Origin of the sequence: Nocardia violaceofusca NBRC 14427 (assembly GCF_963869435.1) — a bacterium.
GTDB lineage: Bacteria > Actinomycetota > Actinomycetes > Mycobacteriales > Mycobacteriaceae > Nocardia > Nocardia aobensis.
Map to the genome: position 1 here is coordinate 96,806 of NZ_CAWMPM010000030.1, position 18,095 is coordinate 114,900.

18 protein-coding genes are annotated in these 18,095 nt (G+C 68.1%); 4 read left to right on the forward strand and 14 right to left on the reverse strand.

Annotation, left to right across the window (positions count from 1 at the left end):
* Positions 1-112: 112 nt before the first annotated feature.
* From AC5592_RS24180 to ftsH, 12 genes are all read right to left on the reverse strand, one after another.
* Positions 113-907 (reverse strand): type III pantothenate kinase, encoded by a 795-nt coding sequence (locus AC5592_RS24180; protein WP_036497452.1) that lies wholly within the window; start codon positions 905-907, stop codon positions 113-115.
* 21 nt (positions 908-928) lie between these two features.
* A complete protein-coding gene (gene panD, locus AC5592_RS24185; protein WP_030517343.1) occupies positions 929-1,348 on the reverse strand; it encodes an aspartate 1-decarboxylase in 420 nt (139 codons plus the stop codon).
* Between the two features lie 14 nt (positions 1,349-1,362).
* Positions 1,363-2,316, reverse strand: coding sequence for a pantoate--beta-alanine ligase (gene panC / locus AC5592_RS24190; protein ID WP_063065489.1), 954 nt, complete (start codon positions 2,314-2,316; stop codon positions 1,363-1,365).
* Positions 2,316-3,299 (reverse strand): Rossmann-like and DUF2520 domain-containing protein, encoded by a 984-nt coding sequence (locus AC5592_RS24195; RefSeq protein ID WP_084507062.1) that lies wholly within the window; start codon positions 3,297-3,299, stop codon positions 2,316-2,318. The genes panC and AC5592_RS24195 overlap by 1 nt, the downstream gene beginning before the upstream one ends.
* A 197-nt stretch (positions 3,300-3,496) precedes the next feature.
* A complete protein-coding gene (locus AC5592_RS24200) occupies positions 3,497-4,480 on the reverse strand; it encodes an AurF N-oxygenase family protein (protein WP_063065490.1) in 984 nt (327 codons plus the stop codon).
* Between the two features lie 89 nt (positions 4,481-4,569).
* On the reverse strand, positions 4,570-5,658 hold the full coding sequence (locus AC5592_RS24205) for a DUF6779 domain-containing protein (protein ID WP_157122158.1): 1,089 nt from the start codon (positions 5,656-5,658) through the stop codon (positions 4,570-4,572).
* Positions 5,659-5,728: 70 nt separating this feature from the next.
* Positions 5,729-6,199: a DUF3180 domain-containing protein gene (locus tag AC5592_RS24210; protein ID WP_036497449.1), complete on the reverse strand. Its 471-nt coding sequence runs from the start codon at positions 6,197-6,199 to the stop codon at positions 5,729-5,731.
* 22 nt (positions 6,200-6,221) lie between these two features.
* A complete protein-coding gene (gene folK, locus AC5592_RS24215) occupies positions 6,222-6,746 on the reverse strand; it encodes a 2-amino-4-hydroxy-6-hydroxymethyldihydropteridine diphosphokinase (RefSeq protein ID WP_036497448.1) in 525 nt (174 codons plus the stop codon).
* Positions 6,743-7,135 (reverse strand): dihydroneopterin aldolase, encoded by a 393-nt coding sequence (folB, locus tag AC5592_RS24220; protein WP_036497446.1) that lies wholly within the window; start codon positions 7,133-7,135, stop codon positions 6,743-6,745. The genes folK and folB overlap by 4 nt, the downstream gene beginning before the upstream one ends.
* Positions 7,132-8,058, reverse strand: coding sequence for a dihydropteroate synthase (gene folP, locus AC5592_RS24225; RefSeq protein WP_084507066.1), 927 nt, complete (start codon positions 8,056-8,058; stop codon positions 7,132-7,134). Before folP ends, folB begins: the two co-directional genes overlap by 4 nt.
* A 10-nt stretch (positions 8,059-8,068) precedes the next feature.
* Positions 8,069-8,740: a GTP cyclohydrolase I FolE gene (gene folE, locus AC5592_RS24230; protein WP_036497445.1), complete on the reverse strand. Its 672-nt coding sequence runs from the start codon at positions 8,738-8,740 to the stop codon at positions 8,069-8,071.
* Between the two features lie 75 nt (positions 8,741-8,815).
* A complete protein-coding gene (ftsH, locus tag AC5592_RS24235; RefSeq protein ID WP_063065491.1) occupies positions 8,816-11,206 on the reverse strand; it encodes an ATP-dependent zinc metalloprotease FtsH in 2,391 nt (796 codons plus the stop codon).
* A 311-nt stretch (positions 11,207-11,517) separates the two neighbouring features.
* Here ftsH and AC5592_RS24240 point away from each other — a divergent pair, with 311 nt between their 5' ends.
* Entirely contained in the window at positions 11,518-12,441 is a 924-nt protein-coding gene (locus tag AC5592_RS24240) for a hypothetical protein (RefSeq protein ID WP_063065492.1), read from the forward strand.
* Between the two features lie 4 nt (positions 12,442-12,445).
* Here AC5592_RS24240 and AC5592_RS24245 read toward each other — a convergent pair whose 3' ends face one another.
* Positions 12,446-13,267, reverse strand: a complete 822-nt coding sequence (locus AC5592_RS24245) for a DUF1266 domain-containing protein (protein WP_223273473.1) — start codon at positions 13,265-13,267, stop codon at positions 12,446-12,448.
* 184 nt (positions 13,268-13,451) lie between these two features.
* Here AC5592_RS24245 and AC5592_RS24250 point away from each other — a divergent pair, with 184 nt between their 5' ends.
* Complete coding sequence (locus AC5592_RS24250; protein WP_036497439.1) at positions 13,452-13,703, forward strand: DUF2277 domain-containing protein; 252 nt, start codon at positions 13,452-13,454, stop codon at positions 13,701-13,703.
* 4 nt (positions 13,704-13,707) lie between these two features.
* Here AC5592_RS24250 and AC5592_RS24255 read toward each other — a convergent pair whose 3' ends face one another.
* Positions 13,708-15,099: a PucR family transcriptional regulator gene (locus AC5592_RS24255; protein ID WP_063065493.1), complete on the reverse strand. Its 1,392-nt coding sequence runs from the start codon at positions 15,097-15,099 to the stop codon at positions 13,708-13,710.
* A gap of 389 nt (positions 15,100-15,488) precedes the next feature.
* Between AC5592_RS24255 and AC5592_RS24260 the strand changes: the two genes are divergently transcribed.
* Together AC5592_RS24260 and AC5592_RS24265 are read left to right on the forward strand one after the other, a co-directional pair.
* Positions 15,489-17,072 carry an aldehyde dehydrogenase family protein gene (locus tag AC5592_RS24260; protein WP_063065519.1) on the forward strand — a complete coding sequence of 528 codons (1,584 nt, stop codon included), beginning with the start codon at positions 15,489-15,491 and terminating at the stop codon, positions 17,070-17,072.
* Positions 17,069-17,908 (forward strand): SDR family oxidoreductase, encoded by an 840-nt coding sequence (locus AC5592_RS24265; protein ID WP_036497435.1) that lies wholly within the window; start codon positions 17,069-17,071, stop codon positions 17,906-17,908. The genes AC5592_RS24260 and AC5592_RS24265 overlap by 4 nt, the downstream gene beginning before the upstream one ends.
* The last annotated feature ends 187 nt before the right edge of the window (positions 17,909-18,095 follow it).

Sequence of the window (18,095 nt, forward strand, 5' to 3'; positions counted from 1 at the left end):
CGAATCAGCCTCGACAACACTCCTGGGTGCTCACGCGGAAAGTCACGAGCCGAAGTCTAGCAGGGTGGTCGGCGCGTGCAAGAGCGGTGTGTTCCACCCCACAGCAGCGCCCTCACGGGCGGCGGCGCTGCTGGTTGCGCTCGTAGACCAGACGCAGCCCGTCCAGGGTCAGATGCGGCTCGTGGTGGTCGATGGTCTCGGATTCGGGGACGATCAGTGGTGCGGTCGGGCCCGTCGCCACCACCGACACGTCGTCACCGGCGAAGGCGTCGAGCTCGTCGCGGATCCGGTCGATCAAACCGTCGACCAGCCCGGCGAAGCCGAACACCGCACCGGACTGCATGCATTCCATGCTGTTCTTACCCACCACCGACCGCGGGCGGGTCAGCTCCGCACGTCGCAGCGCACTGCGGGCCACCAGCGCCTCGGTGGAGATCTCCACCCCGGGCGCGATGGTCCCGCCGAGGAACTCTCCCTTCGCCGACACCAGGTCGACACAGATGGCGGTGCCGAAATCGACCACGATCGCCGGCGATTCGAAACGGTGATATGCCGCAAGGCAATTCACGATCCGGTCGGCGCCGACCTCTTTCGGATTGTCGACCAGCAGCGGAATTCCGGTGCGCACACCAGGTTCCACCAGCACGTGCGGCACGTGCGACCAGTAGCGGCCCAACATGGTTCGCAGCTCCCGCAGCACCGGCGGCACCGTCGACAGGGCCGACACCCCGACCACCTGATCCAGCCGCTCGCCCACCAAACCCCGTACCTGCATGGCGAATTCGTCGGCGGTCAGCAACGGATTGGTGTGCACGCGCCAGGTGTGCACCAGTTCCGCATGCGCACCACTGCCCGAGAACAGGCCGATCTCGATACTGGTGTTGCGGACGTCGATCGTCAGCAGCATCCTCGCCCCGCTGCCCGCGGCTCAGGCGAAGGTCAGCGAGCGCGGCGAGGTCAACCCCGAACCCTCCGGGGCGTGCGCCGGGTCCGAACCCAGCTCCACCGGACGGTTGCGGTCGTCGACGAACACCACCCGCGGCTGGTACTCGCGCAGCTCGGCCTCGTCCATCATGCCGTAGGCGATCAGGATGACGAGATCACCCGGATTCACCAGATGCGCTGCGGCGCCATTGATTCCGATCACACCCGAACCGCGCTCACCGGCGATCACATAGGTTTCCAGGCGAGCGCCGTTGTCGATATCGACGATGCAGACCTGCTCGCCCTCGAGCAGATCGGCGGCATCCATCAGATCCGGGTCCACGGTCACCGAACCCACATAGTGCAGATCGGCGTGGGTCACCGTGGCACGGTGGATCTTCGACTTCATCATGGTGCGCAACATCGTGGTCGCCTTTCCTATGCGTCGGCCTGGGCAGGCTGGAAATCGGGGACAGCGTTGTGGCCGCCCGCGGCGGGGACGGTGACGGGGACGTTGTCGATCAAACGGGTGGCGCCGATTCGCGCGGCCACCAGCAGACGAGCGTTCCCGCTGCCCGGAATGGGGCCCAGATCCGAGCCGCGCAACTCCAGGTAGTCGACATCGACACCGGTCGCGCCGTCGAGCACCGAACGGGCCGCGGCCACCACCGCGTCGGGACCCCGCCCCGCCGCATGCCGGCCCGCGGCCAGCGCGGCGGACAAGGTGATCGCCAATTCGCGCTGCTGCGCGTCCAGATAGCGGTTGCGCGAGGACAGCGCCAGGCCGTCGGATTCGCGCACCGTGGGCACCGCGACGATCTCGACGTCGAAGTTCAGATCCCGGACCATCTGCCGGATCAGAGTCAGCTGCTGATAGTCCTTCTCGCCGAAGAACGCCTCGTGCGGACGGACGATCTGCAGCAGTTTCGCCACCACCGTCAACATTCCGGCGAAGTGGGTCGGTCGGCTGGCGCCCTCCAACTCGGCGCCGAGCGGTCCCGGATGGACCGAGGTGCGCGGGCCTTCCGGATACATCTGGGCCACGCTCGGCGCGAACACCAGCGCCACGCCCTCCTCGCGCAGCAGCGCCACATCGCTGTCGAGCGTGCGCGGATACTTGTCGAAGTCCTCGTTCTCGCCGAACTGCAGCGGATTGACGAAGATCGACACCACCACAACCTGATTCGTGCGCTTGGCGCGGCGCACCAACTCCAGATGGCCCTCGTGCAGGGCACCCATCGTCGGCACCAGCGCGACCGTGCGACCCACCCCGCGCAACGCGGAGGTCACCGCCGAGAGCCCGGCTGGCTCGTGCACCACCGTCAGCTCGCCCGGGCGATACAGGGTGCGCAACTGCTCCGGGGTCAGCTTCTTCGCTCGCGAATTCGACATCAGTGTCCCTCCAGCAGACCGATCAGATCCGGGCTCGTGCGGGCCAGCTGCGCCGTCCGCAGCGACATCGCGCGATAGCCCGCGGCCAGCTCCGGATCGGCCGCGGCCAGTGCCTCCAGGTGCGCCGACACCGCGAGGGCGTCACCACGCGCCACCGGACCGGTCAAGGCGGGCAGACCACGACGCAGCGCATTGTCCAGCGCCGCCGACGCCAGCGGGGCCAGCATCCGCTCCGCCAAACCGTTGGGCTGCTCGTCGACCACCTGCTGCCCCAGCAGACCCGGGCCGTCCAGCGCCGCCCGCAACGCCGCCACCGCGTCGACGATCAGAGTGACCAGATGATTACTGCCGTGCGCGAGAGCCGCGTGATAGAGCGGCCGGTTCTCCTCCGGCACCCGCACCGGTTCGCCGCCCATCTCGATCACCAGCGACTGCGCGATCGCATAACCGATCTCGTCGGCCGCGGTGATGCCGAAACAGGCATTCGCCAAGCGGGCGGTGTCCTCGTCGTGGCCGGTGAAGGTCATCGCCGGATGGATCGCCAGCGGGCGGACACCGGTCAGCGGGGACAATACGGCCACGCCGTTCGCCCCCGAGGTATGCGCGACGATCGTTCCCGGGCGGACCACCTGCGCGGTCGCCAAACCGGCCACCAGACCGGGCAGTTCACTGTCCGGCACGGCCAGAATCAGCAGTTCGCTGCGCGCCGCGATCTGCTCCACCGGCAAGATCTGCGACTCCGGCAACCGCGTCCGCGCCCGATGCCGCGACGCATCGGAAATCGCGGACACCCCGAACACCACATGGCCGGCGCGCTCCAGCGCGACACCCAGCGCCGAGCCCACCCGGCCCGCCGACACGATGCCGACCGTCAGCCGAGCAGGCGCCGGATCGGAGCCGGAAACAGGGGATGAGCCCGATACCGCGGGCGCGGCGGGGCGCGATGAACCGGCCTCGTCGGGCCGCGAAAAATCGGAGGTCACCGTTGTCCTCTCGGAAGGCGTTCCAGTCCCGCATGGCGGGTACCGGACGTTACGAGTCGAGAATAGGTAGTGACCGGGGGCGCTGCCAGAGGACCCGCGCGTGATATTTCCCTCAGTACGGCTGAAAGACCGTCAGGGTGCACATCGATGTCGACGTGCACCCTGACGGATGACCTGCCAAGCGGCGGGGACCGGCCCTACGCGGCCTTGCGGGCGGGTTCGCTCCGGTAGCGGGAGGTGGGGCCGTGGATGCCCAGGAGGCGCCAGGCGACCTTGGCCACGGGGTTCATCAGGCCGCTGGTGGTGGCCAGGGCTCGGACGTCACCGAAGATGTTGCGCATGGTGACCTGGGACTCCGCGCTACCCCAGTAGGCCTCGCGCATCACCTCCGCGGGGATGTCGAACTTCTCCACGAACTCCCTGGGCGGAGTCATGATCATGTCGAGCATGATCCGCATCGCGGTCGGGAAGAGCAGCGACAGCACGAACTTTGTGGCCGGATGCATGCCCGGCACGTTGCGGCGCAGATATTCGTGCGCGAACGAGATGTGGCGGGCCTCTTCGGCCACGTGGATCTGCATCACCCGCTGCACCATCGGATGCAGGTCGGTGCCGGCGCGCAGCAGCGACTTCTGCAGGTGGTCGATCGGTTCCTCACCGCCGAGGATCATCGTGAAGAACAGCTCCGGGAAGTACTTGACGGCGGGCCAGATGATCATGGTGAGCTTGCGGTCGATGGTGCCCATGCCGACCACATCCTCGCCGATGCGGTTGATCATCTCCTGGAACATCATCGTGTGGTTGCACTCTTCGGCCGCCTCGTGCGTCACGTAGCGGAATTCCGGATCACCGTTGGGCACCGACACCAGGTACTGCATCAGGCCGCGGATCAGCAGCTGTTCGAAATCCAAGCCGACCTTGGCGATGCCGGCCTGCCGCCACATACCCATCGCGATCTGGCGTTCCACCGGCTGCGCCTTGTACCAGGGGTGGCGGCCCAGCGGGTCCTCGTCCGGCAGGACCCAGCGGGTGTCGGTCGGATCGACCGCGAATTCCGGTGAGTCCCAATCGATGTCGACGTAGGGGTCGAAGTTCTTGTGGACCGACCCCTCGGACAGACCACGCAGGATCTCGTGATAATCCGGATCGGCCGACGTGTTCTTTACAGCAGCGGACAGCATCTTCGGTGTCTCCTTCGCATACTCCTCCCGCGAAAGTTACCGATACTGCGCGTCACATGCAACCTGTTTCACAGCAGCCGGCGCGGGTATCACGAAGAGCTGTTCTGCTCCGATCGCAGATTCGCCATGATTTCCGCGACGGTGAGCTTGCGCCCCGGCTGATTCTCGTCGGAATCGGCGTGGCGACGGCGGCGGGAACCGGCGGTACCCATGGTCGTCGCCGGTTGGACGGGGGCCAGCCGCGGCACCGAGGAATTCGGGCGCGAGTCGCCGGATTCCGCAGCGCCCGCCTTCGCCGGCTCGGAATTCTCGTTCGCCGACGCGGTGCCGGATTTCACCGAGGTCGACGCGGGGCCGGCCTGCCCGTCAGCGGCCGTCCGGTCGGATGTGGATCCGGGAGCCTCGGCCTTCGAAGATCCGGACCCCGACGGATCCGGCTGCCCAGACTCGGCGGTCGCGTCCCGGCGGTCGCCGTTCCCTTCATCATCCGTCGATCGGACGGACGACTCCCCTTCCTCATCCGACGCCTCCACCGACACCACGGCGGTCTCCGCCGTCACCGGATCGTCGTACGGACTGGCGAAGGCCGGAGGTTCGGGATGGTCGGGATCGAAGACCGGCGAGACCACGTGCAGCGGCACGGCCGGCGCGCTCCACGCGTCCCAGGTGTCGGTTTCCTGCGAGCTACCGTTCGCCACGGTGGCGCGGGTGAGCTCCTGCACGCGCACAGCCTCGGCACGCAGCGCCGGTCGGTCGACCAGTAGGTCGCCGTCGAACAGTCGCTGCAGGCTTTCGCGCAACACGGTCAGCTCACTCCGCAGCGCGGCCAGTTCGGCGGCGTCGGCGCCGATCTCCCGGCGCACCCGCGATTCGACGCCGAGTTCGTATTCACGCCGGGCGGTGATCTCGCGTTCGAGCTGCAACTCGTAGACCTTCTGCAGGTCACGAGCCTTGGCCTGATCGATCGCCGCATCCCGGCGATAGCGGGTCGCCGCCAGCGCGGCCACCGCGGCGGCCCACAGAGCCGCGACCAAACCGACCCGGACCAACTGCACATTGTTGCTGAAAATCAGAAACACGCTGGCAATCAGACCGAGCAGAATTAATACGCCGACGACGATTTTTCCCGCGTTGTCCCGCTGTCGCGGGGAAGCACTGCTACGGGAGGGTGAAACCATGTCCGCAAGGGTAACTCGAATAGCGGATTTCGGCGCGCAGCCGGTCCGGAACTCGACTCAACCGTGTTAGCTATGAGGTAGCTGGTTCGTCTGGTGGCTCATGTGGCGCGCGGCAGCAATACTCCAGCCACAGCGCGGCGGCGACCAACACCACACCGGCGATCAGACCCACGATGGCGCCGGGAGTGTCCGACGCGGCCGCGCGCATATCCGACCGCTGCGGCAGCACCCAGATCAGGAAGCCCAGCCACACGCCGGCCGCCAGGGAACCCACCTGGGCCGAAGCCTTCGCCAGCGCCACCGCGCGGGCCGCGGTGATCGGATGCAACTGTTTCGGACCGTCACCGATGCGGTGATCGCCGACGCGGGCGCGAATCACGAACGCCAGCACCGCTTCCACGGCGGCCACCGGATACAGCGAGGCGGCCGCGATCACCGTGATCGGCGGAAAGCTCGAATAGGCCCAGCGAGTCGCCACCCACGCCACCGCGGCGGCGATCAGGACGTTCGCGAGCAGATCCAGAATCTTGGTCGGCCTCATGACATTCATGACCAGCCACCGATCATCGTTGCGCCGCGGACAGCGACAGGTCGGTGAGCCGGACGCCGTCGATCTCGTCCGGGTCGAGCTCGGACAGCAGGTCCCGGATCGGCCGGGTCCGGCCGTCGACCTCCAGCGTCGCATCGGGTTCGATCTCGGCCCAGGGCACCAGGACGAATGCGCGGTGGTGCGCCTGCGGATGCGGCAGTGTCAGTTCCGGATCCGCACTGGTCACCGGCCGCAGCCCCTCGGCGCACCAGATCACGTCGACATCCAGAGTTCGTGCGCCCCAGCGGATCTCGCGGACACGCCCGGACCGCTGCTCGAGCTGCTGTCCGCGGTCGAGCCAATCGCGTGGGCCCAGCTCCGAATCCTCCACCACCACAACGGCATTGAGGTAGTCCTCCTGCGGCACTCCACCCCACGGCGCGGTCGAGTACACCGGCGACACCGCGACCAGCTGCGGCGTCAGCGCCTCCACCACGCTGCGGAGATGGGCGAGCCGATCTCCCAGATTCGACCCGATCGACAGCACCGCACGGCTCATCCGGCCACCTCCGGGGTCGGCGGTACGTCTCGCCGCCTGGTGGCCACCACGCGAACATCGGCGAAGGCATGCGGAATCGGCGCCGAGGGCTTGTGCACGACCACCTCCGCGGCGACGACGCGCTCATCGCGCATCACATCGTCGGCGATCTCGGCGGCGACGGTCTCGATCAGATTGCGCGGCGGGCCGGAGACGATCGCGACCGCGTGCTGCGCCAGCTCGCCGTAGTCGACGGTGGCCGACAGCTCATCGGTCGCGGCCGCCTTCGCGAAATCCAGCCACAGGGTGATGTCGACCAGGAATTCCTGGCCGTCGCGGCGCTCGAAATCGAAGCAGCCGTGGTGACCGTAGGCGCGCAGGCCGCGCAGCTCGATGCGATCGGTACTCACTCGCTCCCCTGATGGTGTGAACCAGCGGATTCGGCGGCTCGCCGCTGCCCGGATTCGGCGGCTCGCCGCTGCCCGGATTCGGCGGCTCGCCGCCAGGCATCCGCGACGGCGATGGCGTCGAGCGACGACCGCACATCGTGCACTCGCACGCCCCACGCGCCGTGCTGGGCGGCCAGGGCCGAGATGGTGGCGGTGGCGACCTCGCGCCCGTCGGGCGGGCGCGGTCCGGACTCGTCGGCCAGCAGCGAACCCAGGAAGCGCTTGCGGGAGGCGCCGACCAGAATCGGCAACCCCTGGGCCGTCAGTTCGGGCAGTGCGCCCAGCAGGGCCCAGTTGTGCTCGGCGTTCTTGGCGAAGCCGAGGCCCGGGTCCAGGACGAGCCGGCTCGGATGCACGCCGGCAGCCATGGCCAGGTCCACCTGCGCCGAGAGTTCGGCCAGCACTTCGCGCACGACGTCGTCGTAATGATCGGCCGGGCCGATGTGGCGATGGTCGGCATTCGCCCGCCAGTGCATCAGAATCCACGGGATCTCCGCGGCGGCGACAACTTTCACCATCTCGGCATCCGCACGACCACCGGACACGTCGTTGACGACGCTCACTCCGGCGTCGATCGCGGCGGCCGCGACGCTCGCCCGCATGGTGTCCACGCTGGTCGGCACACCGGCCTCCACCAGCCCGCGAATCACCGGGACCACCCGCTGGGCCTCGGTCTCGGGATCGATGCGAACGGCACCCGGGCGGGTGGATTCACCACCCACATCGATGATGTCGGCGCCCGCCTCGTACAACCGCACCCCGTGGGCGACCGCGACGGCCGGGTCGAGATAGCGGCCACCGTCGGAGAAGGAGTCGCTGGTGACGTTCACCACGCCCATCACCACGCACGAGCGCCCGTCCCGGGGAGTGATCACTGCGCTCATGGGCGATCGCTCATTTGCGCAGGATCAGGTCGAGGGCCTCGGCGCGCGAGGAGGCGTTGGTCTGCAGCAGGCCACGCACCGCGGAGGTGGTGGTGCTGGCGCCCGGCTTGCGGATGCCGCGCATCGCCATGCACAGGTGTTCGGCCTCGACCACCACGATGGCGCCGCGCGGATCCAGTTTCCGCATCACCGCGTCGGCGATCTGGCTGGTCAGCCGCTCCTGAACCTGCGGCCGCTTGGCGTACAGGTCGACGAGGCGGGCCAGTTTGGACAGACCGGTGACCCGCCCCTGGGGACCCGGGATGTAGCCGACGTGCGCGACCCCGTGGAAGGACACCAGGTGGTGTTCGCAGGTCGAATACATCGGGATGTCGCGCACCAGCACCAATTCCTGATGCCCCTCGTCGAAGGTGGTGTTCAGCACCGAATCCGGTTCCACGTACAGACCCGCGAACATTTCGAGATAGGCGCGCGCGACCCGGGCCGGGGTATCGATCAGCCCGGGCCGGTCGGGATCCTCCCCGACCGCGACCAGTAGTTCCCGTACCGCCGCCTCGGCCCGCTTCTGATCGAAGGTCCGACCGGTCCCCAGCGCGATCGGAGCCGGTGCCTCCGCAACCACGGCGGCACCCGCGCCCGACGCCGAATCGGAGCCGGCGGGAGCGCTGTTGTTGGCCGACATACGAGGACACCTCCACAATCACGTAAATCAACGCGCCGACAGCGCGGTTCGACCGTCGAGCCTAATCGCAGCCGGTCAGCGGCGGCTGTTCGGTCCGTCCCAATCGCCGTGATCCTGGGTGCCGTTCTGCGTCGAACCCTCCTGATCTCCGGACCACTCGGGCCGGCGATGACCACCGCTGTAGCGCTGGGGTTCGCCGTATCCCTGGGATCCGCCGTAGCCACTGTCGTACTCCGGCTGCTGCTGCGGCGCACCGCCCGCGGACGGATCCTCCTGCGGCGGCCAGCCCGGAGCCGACCAGCCGGCGGGAGCGCCGTAATCCGGGCGGGAGCCGTGCGTACCCTGCCGCGGCGGATATCCCGGGCCATTCGCGGGCCGCGGGTAGTTACCGGGCTGCGGGGCCGGATAGCCGTAGCCGGGGGTCGGAGCCGGGGCCGGGTTGCGATGCCCCTCCTGCGGATAACCGTTGGCCGGCACCGGCTGCGGAGCGGGCCGGCTCGGCTTGCGGGTCTCGGCCTCCTCCGGCCACGGTTCGCCGCGTTCGGCGGCGAGCTCGCGCGGGGTCTTCACCGGCGGCCGGTCCGAGGGCACACGTTCACCGAAATCGTTGAAGGCGGTGATGCGCGGCCGCTTGTCGACGGTGGCGAGGACCTGTTCGAGATCCTTGCGGTGCAGGGTCTCGCGCTCCAGCAGCGCGGTGGCCAGCGCGTCGAGTTCGTCGCGATATTCGTTGAGGATCGCCCAGGCCTCGGTGTGCGCGGCCTCGATGAGGTTGCGCACCTCCTCGTCGATCTCGCGGGCCACCTCGTGCGAGTAGTCCGAGCCGGTGCCCATCGTGCGGCCCAGGAACGGGTCGCCCTGTTCCTGGCCGTAGCGCACCGCGCCCAACCGGGCACTCATGCCGTATTCGGTGACCATCGCGCGCGCGATCTTGGTCGCCTGGTCGATATCGGACGAGGCGCCGGTGGTCGGCTCGTGGAAGACCAGTTCCTCGGCCGCGCGGCCACCCATCGCCATCACCAGGCGGGCGATCATCTCCGACCGGGTCATCAGGCCCTTGTCGTCCTCGGGCACGGTCATGGCATGGCCGCCGGTGCGACCGCGGGCCAGGATGGTGACCTTGTAGACGGGCTCGATATCGGGCATCGCCCACGCGGCCAGGGTGTGACCCCCCTCGTGGTAGGCGGTGATCTTCTTCTCGTGTTCGCTGATGATCCGGCTCTTGCGACGCGGACCGCCGATCACCCGGTCGACCGATTCCTCCAGGGCCGGTCCGGTGATGACGTTGCCGTGCTCACGCGCGGTGAGCAGCGCCGCCTCGTTGATCACATTGGCCAGATCGGCACCCGACATGCCGACGGTGCGTTTGGCGAGGCCGTCCAGATCGGCATCGGGCGCGATCGGCTTGCCCTGCGAATGCACCCGCAGAATCGCGCGCCGACCGGCGAGGTCCGGATTGCCGACCGGGATCTGGCGGTCGAAGCGGCCCGGGCGCAGCAGCGCCGGGTCCAGGATGTCGGGCCGGTTGGTGGCCGCGATGATGATGACGCCGGTGCGATCGCCGAAACCGTCCATCTCGACCAGCAACTGGTTCAGCGTCTGCTCGCGCTCGTCGTGACCACCGCCGAGACCGGCGCCGCGCTGGCGGCCGACCGCGTCGATCTCGTCGACGAAGATGATGCAGGGGCTGTTCTGCTTGGCCTGGTCGAACAGGTCGCGCACGCGCGAGGCGCCGACACCGACGAACATCTCGACGAAGTCGGAACCGGAGATGGTGAAGAACGGCACCCCGGCCTCACCGGCGACCGCGCGGGCCAGCAGCGTCTTACCGGTTCCGGGCGGGCCGTAGAGCAGCACGCCCTTGGGAATCTTGGCGCCCAGCGCCTGATAGCGAGCCGGGTTCTGCAGGAAGTCCTTGATCTCGTACAGCTCTTCGACGGCCTCGTCGGCGCCGGCCACATCGGCGAATGTGGTCTTCGGCATATCCTTCGACAGCTGTTTGGCCTTGGATTTACCGAAGCCCATCATGCCGCCGCGGCCACCGCCCTGCATACGGGCCATCACGAAGACGAACAGGCCCAGCAGAATCACCATCGGCAGCACGAACAGCAGCACCTGGGTGAACCAGGAGTCCTGTTTGACCTCGGTGTTGTACGGCGCGCCCGAGGCCTGGACATCCCGCAGGATCTGCGCCGAGACCTCGCTGCCACCGGGGTACTTGGCCATGATCTGGGTCTGGCCGCCGGTGGCGTCGTTGCCGTTTTTCAGCGTGATGCGCAGCTGCTGCGATTTGTCATCGATCTGGACCTGCTTGACGTTCTGCTTGTCGGCAAGCTGGGTGAGCGCCACCGAGGTATCGACGTTCTTCCAGCCGCGCGTGTCGTTGCTGAAGTAGCTGACCAGATAGATCACGAGCAGGATGCCCGCGACTATGGCCAGGTTGCGAAACACTGTCTTGCGGTTCATAGAGCGTCGGCCGGCGGGCCAGTCCTTTCCGGTGTTTCCGGTGTATGCCTACTATGCGTCGGGCGGGGCCGTATCCATACCGGCACCGACCGGGTCGGGCAGAACGGATGCGGACAAGCCACGTTACCGCGTACGGTCTACTCGATACATCGCGCAGTTCGGCAGCTGATGCAGTTCAACAGGTAAACGGTCGGAGAACGCTGGTGGTTCCCGGCCTATCGGGCGATCACCTCGCGGTGTCCGTCCAAGTGGTCCCAATCATGGCATGCACGACCTATTGTGAGCGACAACACAGGACGAACGCAGGGGGTATGGACATAGTCGAGCTACGGACACCCACAGCGATACTGCGCCACGGCGGCGGGCGACTCCAGGTTCTGCGGCCGGGCACCGATGGCGAGCGGGTGCTCGACGTTCCGGTGTCGGACCTGCTGAAGGTCCGGCTGAACCGGCGCGCCGACGACGCCGTCGTGATCGAGATCTACCTGCGTTATCCGAGTCCGGTCCTCACCGGCGTCCCGGCCGACCGCACCCCGCTCCCGGTGCTGATCGCCGAACACGACGTGCCGGCCGCGACCGTGATCGTGGAGCGGATCAACTCCCAGATCCTGGCAACCCAGCGCATCGATATGTCGGCGCCCGATCTGGTGCCTCCCGCACCGGTCTGGGGTAAGACCGGACCGACCCGGGCCGACGTCGACCGCGCGATCCGGCGGATGGCACCCCGGCGGGAGACCCGCTCGGCCGCCGGAGCACTGCACACGATGGTCACAGCCGACGAGTTCATGCTGGAGACGGCGATGGTCACCGCGGTCCCACCGGCCGGACGCGGGCGCGGGCTGCTGGCCGTCACCACCGGGCGGGTGCTGTTGCTCTCGATCGGTTCCACCCCGCGCTATGCGCACGAGATGCCCGTCTCGGCGCTGATTTCGGCCGAGGTCGGTAAGGGTTCGGGCGACGAACCGGGTAGCGATTACGGCATCGACCTCACCGACGGCAATACGACGCTGAGTTTTCTGGGGACCGACCGGGCCGATACCGATCGGATCGTCGGCGCGGTGAACTTCGCGATTCAGCGCGAATCCGCCGACGGCGCCGTGGCGCCGCCGGATCCGGGCGTGGCCCAGCTGTATTCGGAGTGGGAACTACTGGTCGAGCGTCATTCGCTGGCGATGGTGGACGATGCGCAGTTCCAGCGTTACGGCCGCGGGATCCTGCGCTCGCTCCCCGACTGAGGCGCTACTCGCCTTGGAGCGCGATGCGCCGCCACGGACTTGTCGGCCGCATCCATAGTCGGACCAGTTCGAGCCGCCGATCGGTGCCGCCGGACTTGAGCACGGCCATGTCCTCACAGGCCTGCCAGTAGGTCCAGCCGGTGAGATAGGCGTCGCCGAACTGCCGCCAATTGCGGTAGCGCTTCTGCGCCGGCGGCAGCGCGCGCATCACGTAATCCCAGGCCGTATCGGCCTCGAGGTAGCCGGCGGTGAAGGCCATCCGCGCCACCGCGACCACCCGGGCGAGATCCCAGGCCTGGATATCGGCGGGCAGCGGCTGCACCAGATGGCCGGTCAGATCGAGTTTGATCGCCTGGGACCAGATGTCGTAGTCGCGGACCAGCGCCTCCGGGTTGTCCATCCCCCGAAACGCCCCGACCTGCCGCAGGAAGGCGCGATGCCGATCGGCGCGCTCACCGAAGCGGTCCCGTTCGGGCGAATTGAGGGCCGCGTTCACCAGCGGATGGACCAGCGCGTACAGCGGTGCGTGCATCCCGTCGAGCAGCTGTTCCATCGACGCCATCGCCTCGGTCCCGTCGGTGATGCCCCAGGCCCCGGTCAGGGTGTCGATGGCCAGTTCGCGGCGGTCGCCGAGCGGATGTTCTCGTTCGGGTCCGAGCAGCAGGGCATCGTGGAAGGCGTCCCAGCGGGCGGAATAGAACGCCCCCAGGGACAGCGCGCGCAATTCGTCGTCGGAAACCTGAGCGCCGGACCAGTGGTCGTCCTCGCGCTCGTCCAGTTCCGGATAGGGGAATGTGGTCAGGGTCGGCATGTCGCGGGCAGCCATGGTTCCGATTGTGTCGCATCGGCCATCCGGGGGTTCGGTTATCTCCCGATGCCGTGTCGACTGTGACCCGGAAGGCCGGATTCCGGCGCTTCTGGACATACCGCCACAGTCCGATACACACATTTTTCACATTTGCCGTTTCATCGGGCGCCGTAAGGCCCTGCCTAGGGCTACTCTCGGCGCCATGGGTAGCAACATCACCGTGCTGCGCGGGCTCGAACCCCGCGCCACCGACCAGGAAATCTTCGCTGCCGCACAGGAATACGTGCGGAAGGTGGGTGGCCTGACCGGTCTGTCGTATGTCACGAAACCGGCCTTCGACAAGGCGGTGGCCGCGGTGGCCGCGGCGACGACGACGCTGCTGGCCGAACTGCCCGACCATCCGGTGACCGCGGCCGCGGAACCGCCGCTGCGCGCGACCGGCGACCGCGTCTGAGCGCTCACACCCCGTAGACCGCCACGCATTCCAGCGCCAGCTCGAGCCGTAGGCCGCATTCCTCGATGCGACGCCCGAGCGTTTCCTCGATGCGCTGAATGCGGTAGCGGACCGTGTTCTTGTGCACGCCCAGGCGCGCCGCCGCGCCCTCCGGGCTGCGGTGACAGCGCAGATAGGCGAGCAGGGTCTCGCGCAGCCGCGCCGAATTCGCATCCGGTGCGGCCAGCGCTCCGAGTTCCCGCCGAATGAGCGCGCGCATCGCCGCGACGTCCGCACCGGCCAGATAGGCGGGTTCGACCCGCGCGTACGGCAGCACCCGGCCGAGATCGACGGCCGCCCGCTCGGCCACCTGCCTGGCCGCGATCGCATCGCGGTGGCTCTGCCGGAATCCGGCCACACCCGTCGCGGACGAGCCCAGCGTGAGGCGTATCGGCGCGGCGACGATATCGGTGGCCACGGCGGCGACCGCCTCGGCATCGGCCGCGAGCCACGCCCACAGCGCCGCCGAACCCGCCGGCACGGTGAGGACGCCGACCCCGCCGAGCGCGGTGGCCAGCCGCGTGGCCGTTCGTTCCAGCCGTCCGAGTTCATCACTGCCGGCCGCCAGCCGGTCGTCCGTGCCGATGTCCCCCGCGGCGCCACTGCTGCCGGCGAGGCCGTCGCCCTGCGGGCCGGTCACGGCGTCCGGGCCTTCCCGCCGTCCGTCGCCCGCGCCGGGGAGGGCGAACCCGTCCGCCGCGGCGGACAGGAGCGCACCGGCACCGCGCGCAACGGAATCGGTCCACAGCACGATCGCGACCTGGCGTTGCCCGAGACGGAATCCCAGCCGCGCCGAGGCGTGGTCCGCGTCGACATCCTCTCCCGACAGCAAGGTCCGCACGATCTCGGTGCGCTGGTTGAGCGCCGCGCGCAGGCCGCGCTCCCGCTCCTGCATATAGGTGTCGGTCAGCGCCTCGACGGAGGTGTTCACCCAGCGGGTGGAGCGTTCGAACAGCCGGATCAGCGCCGAGCGTTCGAACTGCTCGGGCAGCCGGCGCTCATCGATCACCTCGGTCATGTAGTCGATCGCGGCCTCCTGGCCGGCGTGGTAAACGCGGAGCAGGAGCCGCAGGTCGTAGCCACGGCGGGCCAGCGTGCGGGCGAAGGCGTGCGCCTGTTCGGGGACCGCGTACTCCATCGCGTCCTGGGTGAGACCGCTGAGGACGGCCAGGGCGTGTGCCCGGGTGCTGGATTCCAGATCGCGGCGCAGATCGCGATCGGTCAGTTCCGGCACGCGGCCGATGATCTGCGCGTCGAGCCGGGCCACCATCTGTTCGAGGGTCTCGCCGCGCAGTGTCTCGGCGACGAAATCGGCCATCCACTGCCGGACCGCCACATCGGACGGGGCTGTCGCCATCACCGATCCCCTCGTTCACCCGATCTCGTTGTGCAGCCCGCCGGCGGCCGCGAAGTTTTTGTGCTCCGGTGCCAAATTACAGCCGAGTCCTTGACCGCAAAGACCAAGCAGCACGCGAATCATTGTGACACGATCATAGATCAGTGAAGTGATTCACAATGTCAACCGTTCGCAGCGCAGCGCACGTGGGGAGAGACAGCATCGTGCCGAATACCGAACCGTCACCCGGCGAATCCACGGCCGGGAAATCGACCGGCGCAAACAAGCCGGCCGCCCGTAAGACCGCGGGCCGGACCGCGGCCAAGAAGACGCCCGCGAAGGCGGCGAAGTCCGCCCCGGCCGCGAAGTCGAGCACGCCGGCGGCGACGAAATCGGCTCCGGCGGCAACCGTGAAGAAGGATCCGGCACCCGCGCGGCAGGCGACAGCGGCGACCGCGCTGGTCACCGACATCGAGGTGCGCAATCCGGCGACCGGCGAGCTGGTGGGCACCGTCCCCGCCGAATCGGCCGACGCGGTTGCCGCCAAGGTCCGCGAATTGCGGCTCTACCAGCCCGAATGGGAGGCCATCGGGCCGGAGGGCCGCAAGGAATGGCTGCTGAAGCTGCAGGACTGGATCATCGATCACACCGATCATCTCGCCGATGTGCTGCAGTCCGAAACCGGCAAGGCCCGTGTCGACGCGCTGATCGATCCGAGCTTCTCGGTCGATCTCACCGGCTATTACGCCCGGCGCGCCGGCAAGTTCCTCTCCGACGAACATCCCTCGCCGCACAGCCCGCTGGCCCGGGTCAAGAAGCTGACCACCGCCTACCGGCCCTATCCTGTGGTCGGCGTGATCACGCCGTGGAACTTCCCGCTGGCGATGCCGGTGATCGACGTGATTCCGGCGCTGGCCGCCGGTGCGGCCGTCGTTCTCAAGCCGTCCGAGGTGACTCCGCTGTCGGCGCTGGAATTGGCGCGCGGCTGGGCCGAAATCGGTGCGCCGCCGGTGCTGGCCGTGGTGACCGGCGCCGGCGAGACGGGCGCGGCGGTCGTCGACAACGTCGACTACGTGCAGTTCACGGGTTCGACCAAGACCGGTAAGCGGATCGCCGCGGCCTGCGTGGAGCGGCTCATCCCCTACAGCCTGGAACTCGGCGGCAAGGATCCGGCGATCGTGCTGGCCGACGCCGATATCGACCGCGCCGCCTACGGCATCGCCTTCGGCGGTCTGTTCAACGCCGGGCAGGTGTGCATCTCGGTCGAGCGGGTCTACGTCGAGGCTCCGGTCTACGACACCTTCGTCGAGAAACTGGCCGCGCACGTGCGCGAACTGCGGCAGGGCGCCGACGGGCGGGAGCCGAGATACGATGTCGGCGCGCTGGCCAACGACGCGCAGAAATCCATCGTCTCCGACCACGTCGAGGATGCGATCGCCAAGGGCGCGCGGGCGGTGACCGGCGGCAAGGCCACCGGTGTGGGCACCTTCTACCAGCCCACCGTGCTGGCCGACGTCGACCACTCGATGAGCTGTATGACCGAGGAGACCTTCGGCCCGACCATCCCGGTGATGAAGGTCGCAGACGAGGCCGAAGCCGTTCGGCTGGCCAATGATTCGATCTACGGCCTGTCCGCGTCGGTGTGGACCGGCGACAAGGCCCGCGGGGAACGCGTTGCGCGCCGGCTGAATGCGGGCGCGGTGAACATCAACGACGTCTTCGCCAACATGTTCAGTTTCGCGCTGCCGATGGGCGGCTGGCAGCAGTCCGGTGTGGGCGCGCGCTGGGGCGGCGCCGACGGCGTGCGCAAGTACTGCCGCAAACAGGCCATCACCGTGCCGATCCTGCCCACGCAGGAAAAAGAACTCATGTGGTTCCCGTACAACACCACCAAACTCGGTTTCGCGCTGGCCGCGATGCGCGCCGCGGGTGCGCGCGGCATGCGCCGGCTGGGCATCAAGGACGTGCTCGACACGGTCGGAGGGAAGAAGTGACCGACTTCGGCAAGATCAGCGGCAAGGTCGTCGTCATCACGGGCGGCGCCCGCGGTATCGGCCTGGCGACCGCGACGCGGCTGCAGCAACTCGGCGCGAAGATCGCCATCGGCGATGTGGACGAGACGGCCGTCAAACAGTCCGGCACCGACCACGATTTCGATCACTACGGCCGGGTGGACGTCACCGACCAGCAGTCGTTCAGCAGTTTCCTCGACGAGGTGGAACGGGCGCTGGGACCCGTCGATGTGCTGATCAACAACGCCGGCATCATGCCCACCGGCAGGGTGGTCGACGAACCGGATGCGTTGACCCGCCGCATCATCGATATCAATGTCTACGGCGTCATCCTGGGCTCGAAACTGGCGCTGGCCCGGATGTTGCCGCGGCGCAGCGGCCACATCATCAATATCGCCTCCCTCGCGGGCGAGACCCACATCCCCGGTCTGGCGACCTACAACGCCACCAAGCACGCGGTTTTGGGCTTCACCGACACGCTGCGGGAGGAGTATCGCGATACGGGCGTGTCGTTCTCGTCGGTGCTGCCGACGCTGACCAATACCGAACTGGGATCGGGTGTTTCGGCGCCGAAGCTGATGCGCCCGGCCGAGCCGGAGGAGATTGCCGAGGCCATCGCGAAACTCCTGGTGGCACCGAAGTCGAAGGTCCGCGTGACGAAGGTGGCCGGCGCCATCTCGCAGGTGGTCGGATTGCTGCCGGAGTCGGTGGGCGATGCGATCGGACGTGCTCTGGGCGCGCAGCAGACCTTCCTCGGCGACGTCGATTCGGCCGCCCGCAAGGCCTACGAGGAACGGGTCCGCAACGGCACCGAATAGCGCGGAGCGAAATGTGCTGTCCGGCTGCGGTGTCCAGTGGGTGCCGCGGCCACCGTGCATTCGGGCATCGCGGTCGTGGTTTCACGGCACCATCCGCCACGCCCCGTGATCATCAACGGTGTGCGTCGCCGAAAGTGATAACTTGCGCGACAACATCGAAAACAGCCCATATCGACCACAACGCGAC